Genomic DNA, 13,091 nt, shown 5'->3' with positions numbered 1-13,091 from the left:
GAGCAACTGCCAACCAGATTTCGGCTTGCGGGGAGTCGTCATGAACAGGGCATGTCTGCGGACCCTTCGCCAACGCACCACAGTCACCATTGCCTCGGCTGTGGTGCTGGCCACCATCTGCACCGGCGCTGACCCCAGAGCCCCAGCGTCGCGTGTGGCGGGTGCGTCTGTCGATCTCGTTGCCGCCATCGACCAGATGCCCACCACCATCGGGCTAGCCGACTCCAACCTGGTGCGGCTCGGCGACCACGCCCTCATCGACAAACAACTCGACATGATGCAGTCCCTCGGGGTTCAGAACGTCCGCATCGGGATCTCCTGGATCAGCACCCAACTGACCGAAGATGGCAACTTCTACTGGGGCGATACCGACTACGTCATCAATGAGGCTCACCGCCGCGGAATGGGGGTGCTCGGGGTGCTTCACGAAACCCCGAACTGGGCCAAGGCCGATCCCGACACACTCCCCCTGTCCGGTATGCCGCGGTCCAGCGCTTTCGCCGCGTTCGCCGGGGCCGTCGCCGAGAGGTACGCCGGCAAGATCTCGGCGCTGGAGGTGTGGAACGAACCCAACGGCCGTTTCTTCCTCAATCCGGTTGACCCCGCGGGTTACACCGAACTGGTCAAGGCCGCCTACACCGCCATCAAGGCACATGATGACCCACTGGATCCCGATGATGACATCACCGTGGTTGCAGGGGTTTTGGGATCCGGACGCACGCTCGGCAACAACTTCACCATGAATCCCATCGACTTTCTCCAGGGGATGTACGACAACGGCGCGCACGGCTTCTTCGATGCGTTCTCATTCCACCCGTACCACTACGACATCCCCTTCTCCGAGGGTGCAACCCAATCGGATTCACCCATTCTGCAACTGCGCGATATCCGCGCGCTCATGGAGCAATACGGAGACGGCGCCCTGAAGGTCTGGGCCAGTGAGTACGGCCTACCGACAACCCCGCTCAATCCCTCCGCTCCTTGGCTGTACAACTCGCCCGACAAGCAGGCGGAGTTCCTTGAAGACTTCCTCCGAAGCTGGCAGCGCGAGAACGGTACCGGACCGATCTTCATCTACTCCACGCGTGACCTGAACAGCGGAAGTTCCAGCGACCAAGACAATTTCGGCATCTGGTACACCGACTGGAGCGAGAAGCCCGCTGTGCAGGTCATCCGCGACTTCCTGGACAGTCTGGACCCCGGCTACCCGATCATCGAGGCCATCAGGAACACGGTCAACTGGATCGTGGAGACCTCGGGCCGGGCGATCAGCGGCCTGGTCGATATCGGTCTGGCGGTGGCAGACGCCATCATCGACGCCACCGTCTGGGTGGTGAAAACCGTTGCCCGGGTGGCGGTCGACGTCATCGGTGGAGTGGTCGACCTGACGTCCAGGGTCGTGCGCGGTATTGCCGAGGCCATCGGTAACGCCGTCACGTGGGTCGTAGACCGGGTCGAGAGCTGTTTGGGTATCGACGAACCGGCGCCGCCGGTACCCGAGGTCGGTTCGTCCCCCGCAGCATCCCCGCGCAGCGAAACCCGGATGGTGTCGGTCACCGCCATCGCCGAACAGGTCGAACCCGTCGCTGATCACAGTGACGCACCGAGGTCCGACGAGCTCGACATCGAGGAGCCGGCGTCCGAATCGGGGAACGTCGTCCTCGAGACGGTCGAGCCCGACGAACCCGGTGTGGCGTCGCCTCAGACGTTCGAGCCCGAAACCGGTGCCGACAGCCCGTTCGGGGTCGACCCGGAGGCCGAAGAGGAAGCAGCCGAGGAGGCAGCGAGTGATGTCGAGACCAGCGAGCGCGAGGCAACTCCGGACGAGGCGTCAAATCCGACGGTGAACAGCGAACGACCTGCGGAATCGGCAGACAACACGGACACCCGGACCCCCTCGTCCGCGTGAAGCGGTTCTAGAAGACGCGGATCCAATCGACCAGCATCTCGGCCGGATAGTTGCCGCCGGCGGGCTCGCGGCCGCCGGAGCCGCCGATGGCGATGTTGAACACCGGAGCCATCGTGAAGCCCGGATCATTGAACGGCCATTCTCTGAGCGAGTCCGCGCGCACCGTCCAGAACGGTTCCATGCCCGGCTCGTAGTCGCGCCAGAAGTACATCCCCTCGGGCTTCCAGGTCATCCGCCAGGTATGCCAGTTGCTGTCGATGGGGTGTTTGAACGTCTGGAACTGGGTGCCGTCCAGACTCGCGTGAACGGTGGTTCCCGAGGGCCAATCCTGATTGCCGTACCACTCGAACAGGTCGACCTCGCCGCCGCGCACCGGATTGTCGTTGAGCAGCCAGAAGGCCGGCCACGCGCCGTTGGTCAGGCAGTTCAGTTTGACGCGCGCCTCCCACGTCGTCCCCACTCCGCCGCGCCAGTTACCGATGATCTTGGCGCTGGCGAACTTCTCCTGGATATTGGCGCCCGGGCCCTCGGTGGCGCGGATGACCAGGTTGCCGTTACCGTCCTGAAAGACGTGTTCCTGGTCGGTGACATAGCGGCCCATGTTGAACGGCTTGTCCCATTCGACCGGGTTCCGGATGGTCTCACGCTGCGGCACGATGAACCACGACGCCGGATTCGGCGGTGACCCGGCAGGACCATTGAATTCGTCCTGCCACAGGATGGGCGGCGCCGCCGCTTCGGGCGTCGGAGCCCCCGGCCCGGGCCCTAGATCACCGGGCAACGGCTCGCCGTGAGCGGTCGCGGTGGGGAGTGCGGCGGCCGCCGCACCGAGTCCGAGCATCAACATCGCACTGCGTCGATCGAATTCAGCCACAGCCGACCATAACCAGCCGTGGCGGATTTCGCGCAAAGCCGCGCCAACCTCATGGCTCGCTGACTGCGATCTCAGCGACGACCGGGGCCGCGACATGCGGATGCCGCAGGCCGCAGTTGCAGCGTCTTACCAGCTGAGCGGCTACCAACCCGCGGATCCGGGTAGAGTCCCATCTACAACTGGTCTGCCTGCGGTGTGAACTCAGCACTGCCGGCATCGAGCCACGGGATCGGTATCTACCCGTGGTGAGAGGGAACCCGGTGAGAATCCGGGACTGTCCCGCAGCGGTATGCAGGAACGACCGCCGTCAACGGCACTGGTGCGCAGCACCGGGAAGCGACGGCCAGTAGGAATACCTTTGGGTATGTGCCTGTGAGTCCGAAGACCTGCCAGTTGTGTCGGGCGCGCCGCGCCCGACGGCGCATCGCCTCGTGGACTGGGCGTATGGCCGATAGCGGCCTCGGCATACCTGCGGCGGCCTCTTCGGTTGCACGTTCCTGTGGGCGGTGGGCTCCCCATCGTTGTTGAAGGACTCTGTGTGACAACACAATCTGCCCCCACGTTCACCGCCACCATACTGGGGTCGCCGCGTGTCGGCCCTAACCGCGAGCTGAAGCGCGCGGTTGAGAAGTACTGGTCCAAGAAGATCGACCGCGCCGAACTCGAAGCTGTGGCAGCCACCCTGCGGGGTGACACGGTGCGCCAGCTCGCCGACGCCGGCGTCGACTCGATACCGGTCAACACGTTCTCGTACTACGACCACATGCTGGACCAGTCGGTGTTACTGGGCACCCTGCCCCCGCGTGTTGCGGGCGTCCACGACGACCTGGACCGCTACTTCGCCGCTGCCCGCGGCGGGACCTATGACGGCGTCGACGTAGCCCCCTTGGAGATGACCAAGTGGTTCGACACCAACTATCACTACATCGTCCCCGAAATCGGCCCGGATACCACTTTCTCGCTGAATCCCGGCAAACTGCTGGCCGAACTCGATGAGGCGGCGGCGGTCGATGTCCCGCTGCGACCGGTGGTCGTGGGTCCCATCACCTATCTGGCGCTGAGCAAGGCCGTCGACGGTGCCGGCGCGCCGATCGAGCGGCTCGACGAATTGGTCGGCGTCTACGCCCAACTGCTGGAGCTCCTTGCCGAACGCGGGGTCGGTTGGGTTCAGATCGACGAGCCGATCCTGGTCACCGACAACATCGACGACGTCGGTGCACTGGCAGAGACCACGTACACCCGGCTCGGTGCGCTCACCCACCGCCCGGCCATCTTCGTCGCGACATACTTCGGCCAGTTGACCGACACGCTGCCTGCCCTGGCCCGCACCTCTGTCGAGGCCATCGGAATCGACGCGGTGTACGGCTCGGTGGACGCCGTTTCTGCCGTGCCGGAACTGGCCGGAAAGACCGTCGTCGCCGGCATTGTCGACGGACGCAACATCTGGCGCACCGACCTGGAGAGCGCGCTGACCACGCTCGCCACCCTCGTGGGTCCGGCCGGCCACGTCGTCGTGTCGACATCCTGCTCGACCCTGCACGTCCCGTACGCGTTGGAGCCCGAGACCGACCTCGATGAGGCATTGCGTAGTTGGTTGGCATTCGGCGCCGAGAAGGTCGCCGAAGTGGTGACCTTGGCCAAGGGGCTCGCGCAGGGCCGGGAAGCCATCGCCTCGGAGATCGAAACATCGAACGCCGCAGCGGCTTCCCGCAAGGTCGACCTTCGGTTGAACAACACCGATATCCGCTCCAGGCTCGACGCCATCCGGGCGGCAGGAGCGTCCGGACGGGGCATCGCCGCCGATCGGCGCACCGCGCAGCAGAAACGGCTTAACCTCCCCACGCTGCCGACCACGACAATCGGTTCATATCCGCAAACCACCGAGATTCGGGTGGCACGCGCCGATCTCCGCGCCGGCAGGATCGACGAGACTCAGTATGAGCAGAAGATGAAAGACGAGGTCGCAGCCGTCATCGCGTTGCAGGAAGAACTCGGAATCGACGTGCTGGTGCACGGTGAGCCCGAGCGCAACGACATGGTGCAGTACTTCGCCGAGCAGTTGGACGGGTTCTTCGCCACCCAGAACGGCTGGGTGCAGTCCTACGGGTCCCGGTGTGTCCGTCCCCCGATTCTCTACGGTGACGTGGCGCGTCCGTGGCCGATGACCGTCGCGTGGGCGGCCTACGCACAGTCGCTCACCGCCAAACCGGTCAAGGGAATGCTGACCGGTCCGGTGACCATCCTGGCGTGGTCATTCGTCCGTGATGACCAACCGCTGGCCGACACGGCTGCACAGGTCGCACTCGCCATCCGGGACGAGACGGTGGACCTGGAGAAAGCCGGTATCGCCATCATCCAGGTCGACGAGCCTGCGCTGCGGGAACTGCTCCCATTGCGCTCCAAGGAGAAACAGGATTACCTGGCGTGGTCGGTGGAGGCCTTCAGGTTGGCCACTGCGGGTGTGCGCGACGACACCCAGGTGCACACCCATCTGTGCTACTCGGAGTTCGGGGAAGTGATCGGCGCCATCGCCGACCTCGACGCCGACGTCACGTCCATCGAGGCCGCACGATCGCATATGGAGGTGCTCACCGATCTCAACGCGGTGGGCTTCAGCAATGGAGTGGGACCGGGTGTCTACGATATTCATTCCCCGCGGGTGCCGACCAAGCAGGAGATAATCGTGGCGCTACGTGAGGCGCTGGAAGCGGTTCCTGTGGAACGCCTTTGGGTAAACCCGGACTGCGGTTTGAAGACCCGCAGGACCGACGAGATCAGCGAGTCGCTCCGCAACATGGTCGAGGCCGCCAAGGTGGTGCGCGCAGAACGGTGACGACAGTCGTGCCCCGGAGTCCTTACGGGCTCCGGGGCACGGTCTCATTGAGCACTCAGGGGCACTGTAGGCGCTCGGGCTGTTCCAGCAAGTGCCTCGAGCACCGCGATGGTGTCGAGCGTCTCTGGGACGTCGTGGACCCGCACGGTGTCAACTCCGGCTGTCCACGCGGCGCCCAACACAGCAAGCGAGGCCGCCAACCGACCATCCGCACCGCGGCCGGTCAGCGCACCGAGAAAAGACTTGCGGCTCACCCCCAGTACGACGGGAAATGGCCCGCCGCACAGATCAGGTAGTCGGCGCAGCAATTCGAGGTTGTCGGCAACAGACTTGCCGAACCCGATTCCCGGATCCACCCACACCGGCCGGGCACCGGCTGTGAACGCCGATTCAGCCGTTCCCTGGACAAAGGCTCGCGCCTCGGCATTCACGTCGCCATACTCCGGGTAGCCTTCTGCCAGAACCGGAACCGTATGCGCGTGCATGCTCACATATCCGACACTCAGTCTCCCGGCGAGGTCGTACAGCTTGCCGGACACGTCGTTGATGATGCGGGCTCCGGCCCGGACCGCTTCCTCCGCGACCTCACGATTACGGGTATCGACAGACACCACACCGCAATGTGCGAGTTCGGCGACGATCGGCACCACCCGGTCGATCTCTTCGTCCACCGATACCGGAACGGCTCCGGGCCGAGTGGATTCTCCGCCGACGTCCACCGCCCAGGCTCCGTCGTCGAACATCATCAGACCGGCCTCCACCGCCGGATCGGCCGTATCGAATCTGCTTTGCGCCCAGAAGGAGTCGGGTGTCGCGTTGAGGATGCCCATGACCCGCATCGGCGTGTCGCGGTCACGTGCGCTCGTCACGGCGACCAGTACGCCAGCATCTCGGCGAACGTGTCGAACGCCGGACCGCTGATACCGTAGGGGGCCTCAAAGTGCACGCTCAGCGGAAATCCCAGGTCGGCAACACCGTCGATGACCTTCTCGTACAGATCCACGAGGAGCCGTCGTTTCGTATCCGGGTCACTGGTGGCCAGTTCTCGGACGAAAGCCTGCTCCCGCGCGACGGTCTCGTTACCTGCATCGCGGATCAACCAGTCGATCAGGCCGACCCGATCCTCTATCTTCGGCACGAATCCGAACGACAACAGGATCTCCGGTCGATGCGGGCTGGTTCGGGCGAAATCACGCAGGAATCCGGTGATCGCGTCGGAGTACAGCAGCTGCGTCATGCCGAATGTTGCGCCCTTGGCGCATTTGACGTCGAATCTGTCCTGCTCCGCCTCGCGGGTCGGGATCAGTATGGCCCCGCGGTGTGTGACGAGCTCGTCGAACTTCGCCAGCGCATCGGCCGGAGCCACGCCGTTGCCTCGTCATGGAAAGCAGTCACCTGGGTACAGAGTGCCCGAACGCCGTCGAGACCGGTGCGCAGATCCGTCCAGTAGTCGAGCACGTCCATCTTCGGCTGCATCTCGACGGGGCGATCACCGTCCTCTTCGATCATCCCGGGGATCATGATGTGACCGATTCGCCCGGAAATCCCCGAATTTGCGGCCAGGGCCACAATCTTGTGAGCTTCATCTCGGACGTGGTCGGGCCCACGATCCAGATTCGGTGGCACCAACTCCAGAGCGATGGTGTTCAACGGCACGACGGTCGTCCTTCGATGCGACGGGAAGCTCATCGCCTGAGGAAGACGACCGACGCAGCAGCAGTCGCTGTTCGGACATCCGCCCATTCCGCGAGGCGATGCGCCGCCGGGCGCGGCGCGCCCGGCGCAGCTGGCAGGTCTTCGGACTCGCAGGCTCGCATCCGCTCGATGCACCTAGTGGCCGTGGCTTCCCGGTGTGTGACACCAGTGCCTGTTACGGCGTTCGTTCCTACATACCGCTGCGGGACAGTCCCGGATTCTCACCGGGTTCCCTCTCGCACCGCACCTGAGTCAGCATGCGGGGCTCGATGCCGTGATAGAGATTCACAGCAAACCAGTTGCATCGGTCAGCCTACATCGCCAGGGCTCGGCGTTCCGGCCACTGGGCCGGTCACGAGATCACGACCAGGAGGTCGCCGCCCTCGACTTGGGCGGTGCCGGTGACGGCGATGCGGGTCACGGTGCCGGCCTTGGGTGCGGTGATGGCAGCTTCCATCTTCATGGCTTCGATGGTGGCGATGGTCTGTCCGGCCTGCACGGTGTCACCGGCGTCCACGCCGATGGTGACGACCCCGGCGAACGGGGCGGCGATGTGGTCGGGGTTGGTCTTGTCGGCCTTTTCGGCCGCGGCGACCTCGCTGGCGATGCTGCGGTCCCGGACCAGGGTGGGGCGCAGCTGCCCGTTGAGGATGGCCAGCACGGTACGCATCCCACGCTCGTCGGCCTCGGAGACAGCCTCCAGGCCGATCAGCAGTTCCACCCCCGGTTCGAGTTGCACACGGTGTTCCTCGCCCTGGCGCAACCCGTAGAAGAACTGGTTGGCCGAGAGCATCGAGGTGTCGCCGTACTGGTCGCGGTGGGCCTGAAACTCCTTGGTGGGACCGGGGAACAGCAACCGATTCAACGTCTCCTGACGGGAACGCCCACCGACCGACAGCGCCGCCTCATCCTCTGCAGAGAGCGGGGTTTCGGGTTTGGCGTCGGCGCGGCCCTGTAATGCCTTGCTGCGCCACGGTTCCGGCCAACCACCGGCCGGATCACCCAACTCACCACGCAGGAACCCGATCACACTGTCGGGAATGTCATAGCGATCCGGATCGGCGGCGAACTCATCGGCATCAGCACCGGCACCCACCAACGCCAACGCCAGATCCCCCACCACCTTGCTCGACGGAGTCACCTTGACCAACCGGCCCAACACCCGATCCGCCCCGGCGTAGGCGTCCTCGATCTCCTCGAACCGATCCCCCAACCCCAACGCCACGGCCTGGGTCCGCAGATTGCTCAGCTGCCCACCGGGGATCTCATGGGTGTACACCCGCCCCGTCGGCGCCGGCAGACCGGCCTCAAACGGGCTGTAGACCTTGCGCAACGCCTCCCAGTACGGCTCCAGATCACACACCGCCGTGAGGTCCAGACCGGTATCGCGGTCGGTATGCGCGGTGGCGGCCACGATCGCCGACAGTGCGGGCTGGCTCGTGGTGCCCGCCAACGGCGCCGAGGCCCCATCCACCGCCGAAGCGCCCGCGGTCCAGGCCGCCAGATAGGTCGCCAACTGCCCACCGGGAGTGTCATGGGTGTGCACATGCACCGGCAGATCGAACCGCTCGGTCAGCGCACCCACGAGCTTCGTGGCGGCCTGCGGGCGCAACAACCCGGCCATGTCCTTGATCGCCAACACATGCGCCCCGGCCGCCACGATCTGCTCGGCCAAGCGCAAGTAGTAATCCAGGGTGTAGAGGTCCTCGGCAGGGTTGCTGAGGTCCCCGGTGTAGGACATCGCCACCTCGGCCACCGCCGACCCGGTCGCGCGCACCGCATCGATGGCCGGGCGCATCGAGTCCACATTGTTCAACGCATCGAAAATCCGGAAAATATCGACACCGGTCGCGGTCGCCTCATCGACAAAGGCCTCGGTGACCAGCTCCGGATACGGGGTGTAGCCCACGGTGTTACGCCCGCGCAGCAGCATCTGCAAACAGATGTTGGGCATCGCCTCCCGCAACGCGGCAAGGCGCTCCCACGGGTCTTCCTTCAGAAAGCGCAGCGCCACATCATAAGTCGCGCCACCCCAACACTCCACCGACAACAACTGCGGGGTCAACCGGGCCACATACGGCGCCACCAACAACAACCCGTTGGAGCGCACCCGGGTCGCCAACAACGACTGATGCGCATCGCGGAACGTCGTATCGGTCACCCCGAGGGCCGGGGAATCCTTGAGCCACTGCGCAAATCCCTGCGGCCCGAGCTCCACCAACTTCTGCTTGGACCCCGCAGGCGGGGCCACCGACAGGTCGCACGGGGGCAGCTTGTCGGCGGCATACACCGGTGACGGGCGCGCCCCGTTGGGCTTGTTCACCGTCACATCGGCCAGATAGTTCAGGATCTTGGTGCCACGATCGGCCGGGGTGTGCGAGGTCAACAGCTGCGGGCGCTCATCGATGAACGATGTCGTCACCCGGCCCGCCCGGAAATCCGGATCATCGATCACCGCGAGCAGGAACGGGATGTTGGTGGTCACACCGCGGATCCGGAACTCCGCCAACGCACGACGCGCCCGCGCGGCGGCCATACCGAAATCCCGACCGCGACAGGTCAACTTCACCAACATCGAATCGAAATGCGCGCTGATCTCCGCACCGGTGTGCGTGCCACCATCCAACCGGATACCCGCACCACCCGGAGAGCGGTAGGCCGTGATACGCCCGGTATCGGGACGAAACCCGTTGGCCGGATCCTCAGTGGTGATGCGGCACTGCAACGAGAAGCCGCGCGCACCCGCATCCAGAATCTTGTCCTGACTCAACCCCAGATCGGCCAGGGTCTCCCCCGCAGCGATCCGCAACTGCGAGGACACCAAATCCACATCGGTGATCTCCTCGGTCACCGTGTGCTCCACCTGAATCCGCGGATTGCACTCGATGAACACATGATGACCGCGCTCGTCGAGCAGAAACTCGATGGTCCCCGCACAGAAGTAATCGATGTGCCGTGCCAATGCCACCGCATCGGCACAGATCTTCTCCCGCACCGCCGGATCCAGATTCGGGGCCGGGGCCAACTCGATGACCTTCTGATGGCGACGCTGCAAACTGCAGTCCCGCTCGAACAGATGGATCACATTGCCATCACCATCGGCGAGGATCTGCACCTCGATATGGCGCGGGTTGATCACCGCCTGCTCCAGATAGACCCGACCGTCCCCGAACGCCGACTCCGCCTCCCGCGACGCCGCCTCGATCGCCTCACGCAACCCCGACGACTCCTCGACGCGGCGCATCCCGCGACCACCACCACCGGAGACCGCCTTGACGAACAGCGGAAACGTCATCGAGGCCGCTGCAGCCAACAGATCCTCCACCGAATCCGAAGGCTCCGAGGACGCCAACACGGGCAGACCGGCCTCCCGCGCCGCCGCGATCGCCCGCGCCTTATTGCCCGTCAACTCCAACACCTCGGCCGACGGGCCCACGAACGTGATCCCGGCCTCCACACACGCCCGCGCCAACTCCGGGTTCTCCGACATGAACCCATACCCCGGATACACCGCATCCGCACCGGCATGCTGGGCCACCCGGATGATCTCCGGCACCGACAGATACGCCCGGACCGGATGCCCCTCATCCCCGATCTGATACGACTCATCAGCCTTCAGCCGATGCAACGAATTGCGATCCTCGAACGGGTACACCGCAACGGTGGCGATGTTCATCTCGGTTGCTGCACGGAACGCGCGGATGGCGATCTCGCCGCGATTCGCGACCAGTACCTTCGATATCACCGGCGACGTTCCAACGGTCGCTGGGCGGTCCCGACGTACTCACTCAACGGCCGAATGAGAGCGTTTGACGCGGTTTGCTCCATGATATGGGCCGTCCATCCGGTGATCCGACTCATCACGAAAATCGGTGTGAAACAACCGATGTCGAAACCCATCAGGTGGTACGCCGGCCCGGTCGGGAAGTCCAGGTTCGGCTTGATACCGGTGGCGGCGGCCATATCGGCCTCCAGCACGTTGTAGATGTCCAACCATTTCTGCCCGTCCCGGACGGCGGCGACCCGGATCAGCGACTCCTTCATGGTCGGCACGCGTGAGTCACCGTTCTTGTAGACCCGGTGGCCGAAACCCATCACCTTGTCCTTGCGGGACAGCTTGCCGTGCAACCATGCCGATGCGTTGTCGGCAGAGCCGATCTCCAGCATGTCGTGCATCACGGCCTCATTGGCGCCGCCGTGCAGCGGACCCTTCAGCGCACCGATGGCCGCGGTCACCGCGCTGTAGATATCAGACTGCGTGGAGGTGACGACCCTGCTCGCGAACGTGGAGGCGTTGAAGCTGTGTTCGGCGTAGAGCACCATCGATGCTTCGAAGGCGTCCACGATGGCCATTTCCGGGACGTCCCCGAAGCACATGTGCAAGAAATTCTGTGAGTAGCTCATGTGACTGTGCGGGGCGATCGGGTCGAGACCGCGACGCCGACGCATGTCCGCGGCCACGATCGTCGGCAGCACGGCCAGCATGCGCAGCGACTTGTCGTAGTTGGCCCTCGGACTGCTGTCATCCTCATCGGGGTCCTGGGCGCCCATGTAACTGATCAACGTGCGCACGACGTCCATCGGGTGGCAGGTGTCGGGCAGCTTGGAGAGCAAGGACTGCATACTGCGGTCCATCCGTCGGGCAGCACGCTCACGCTGAGTGAACAGAGCCAGCTCCTGGTCTCCTGGCAGCTCGCCGTGCCACAGCAGGTAGGCGACCTCTTCGAAGGAACACATGGCAGCCAGATCCTGCACCGCGTAACCGCGATAGGTCAGCGAATTGGTCTCCGGGACAACCTTGGAGATCGCCGTCGTGTCCACGACGACGCCGGCCAGCCCCTTGAAGATGCGCGGACTGTCTTCGACAGCGCTCACGGTGCCACCCCCTGAAGTGCGAAGTTGTAGATGTCGGAGTCGAATTCGTTGTATTCGGCGTAATGCAACAGCTCGTAGAGCCGGCTTCGGTGTTGCATCTGAGCCAGCAGGCCGGATTGTGTTCCCGCCGAATTGATCTCACGCAGTCCGGTTTCTACGGCATGCATGGCCAACCGCAGTGTTGTGACCGGATATATGACAACGTTGTAGCCGATGTCGGCGAGCTGGCTGGCGGTCAACAGTTCGGACTTGCCGAACTCGGTCATGTTCGCCAGTAGCGGCGTGTCGACGGCGTCCCGGAAGTGCTCGAAGTCGGCCGGATTGTGCAGCGCCTCGGTGAAGATCAGGTCGGCCCCGGCATCGGCGTAGGCCTTGGCCCGGTCGATCGCGGCACCGATTCCTTCGATGCCGGCGGCATCGGTGCGGGCACAGATCACAAAGTTGGGATCGCGCCGCGCAGCGACCGCCGCCCGCAACCGCTTGACCATCTCGGACGTCTCGACCACGGCCTTGCCGTCGAGGTGGCCGCAACGCTTGGGATTGACCTGGTCTTCGAGGTGCAGGCCGGCCAGGCCGGCGTCCTCGAGCAGGGTGACCGTGCGCGCAGCGCTCATGGGCTCACCGAACCCGGTATCGGCGTCGATCAGCGTGGGCAGGTCCGTCGCCGCGGCGATCTGCGCACCCCGACCGGTCACCTCGGTCAGCGTCGTGAGGCCGATATCGGGCAGTCCGAGGTCGGCCGAGAGCACCGCACCGGACACGTAGACACCGTCGAACCCGATCTCGGCGACCAGCTTCGCGACCAGCGGAGAGAATGCGCCCGGAAACCGTTGTAGCCGGCCTGAGTTCAGTGCGGTGCGAAAGCGCGATCGCTTCTCCGCGGCCGAGATCGACGCACCCATCAG

7 protein-coding genes, 1 pseudogene and 2 riboswitches are annotated in these 13,091 nt (G+C 64.7%); of the genes and pseudogenes, 2 read left to right on the top strand and 6 right to left on the bottom strand.

Annotated features, from left to right (window positions below):
- Nucleotides 1-40: 40 nt before the first annotated feature.
- Nucleotides 41-1,909, top strand: a complete 1,869-nt coding sequence (locus FBY28_RS15770; protein ID WP_141868261.1) for a cellulase family glycosylhydrolase — start codon at nt 41-43, stop codon at nt 1,907-1,909.
- Nucleotides 1,910-1,916: 7 nt separating this feature from the next.
- Here FBY28_RS15770 and FBY28_RS15765 read toward each other — a convergent pair whose 3' ends face one another.
- Nucleotides 1,917-2,783: a glycoside hydrolase family 16 protein gene (locus FBY28_RS15765; RefSeq protein WP_216847735.1), complete on the bottom strand. Its 867-nt coding sequence runs from the start codon at nt 2,781-2,783 to the stop codon at nt 1,917-1,919.
- A 213-nt stretch (nt 2,784-2,996) separates the two neighbouring features.
- Nucleotides 2,997-3,191, top strand: a riboswitch (cobalamin riboswitch).
- 130 nt (nt 3,192-3,321) lie between these two features.
- On the opposite strand from FBY28_RS15765, the gene metE reads away from it, so the two are divergent.
- Nucleotides 3,322-5,616, top strand: coding sequence for a 5-methyltetrahydropteroyltriglutamate--homocysteine S-methyltransferase (gene metE / locus FBY28_RS15760; protein WP_216847734.1), 2,295 nt, complete (start codon nt 3,322-3,324; stop codon nt 5,614-5,616).
- Between the two features lie 44 nt (nt 5,617-5,660).
- Here metE and folP read toward each other — a convergent pair whose 3' ends face one another.
- The 5 genes and pseudogenes from folP to prpB all read right to left on the bottom strand — a co-directional run bounded on the left by folP (nt 5,661) and on the right by prpB (nt 13,091).
- On the bottom strand, nt 5,661-6,446 hold the full coding sequence (folP, locus tag FBY28_RS15755; protein ID WP_141870252.1) for a dihydropteroate synthase: 786 nt from the start codon (nt 6,444-6,446) through the stop codon (nt 5,661-5,663).
- 35 nt (nt 6,447-6,481) lie between these two features.
- Nucleotides 6,482-7,305: pseudogene (locus tag FBY28_RS26220) on the bottom strand (mycobacterial-type methylenetetrahydrofolate reductase).
- 82 nt (nt 7,306-7,387) lie between these two features.
- A riboswitch (cobalamin riboswitch) is annotated at nt 7,388-7,596 on the bottom strand.
- Between the two features lie 67 nt (nt 7,597-7,663).
- A complete protein-coding gene (locus FBY28_RS15745; RefSeq protein ID WP_141868258.1) occupies nt 7,664-11,056 on the bottom strand; it encodes a pyruvate carboxylase in 3,393 nt (1,130 codons plus the stop codon).
- Nucleotides 11,053-12,186 (bottom strand): bifunctional 2-methylcitrate synthase/citrate synthase, encoded by a 1,134-nt coding sequence (locus tag FBY28_RS15740; protein WP_141868257.1) that lies wholly within the window; start codon nt 12,184-12,186, stop codon nt 11,053-11,055. Before FBY28_RS15740 ends, FBY28_RS15745 begins: the two co-directional genes overlap by 4 nt.
- Complete coding sequence (prpB, locus tag FBY28_RS15735) at nt 12,183-13,091, bottom strand: methylisocitrate lyase (protein WP_216848105.1); 909 nt, start codon at nt 13,089-13,091, stop codon at nt 12,183-12,185. The genes FBY28_RS15740 and prpB overlap by 4 nt, the downstream gene beginning before the upstream one ends.

The organism is Arthrobacter sp. SLBN-53 (assembly GCF_006715585.1).
GTDB lineage: Bacteria > Actinomycetota > Actinomycetes > Mycobacteriales > Mycobacteriaceae > Mycobacterium > Mycobacterium neoaurum_A.
Note: the sequence above shows the minus strand (reverse complement) of the source record. Positions and strands in the feature narration are given on the sequence as shown.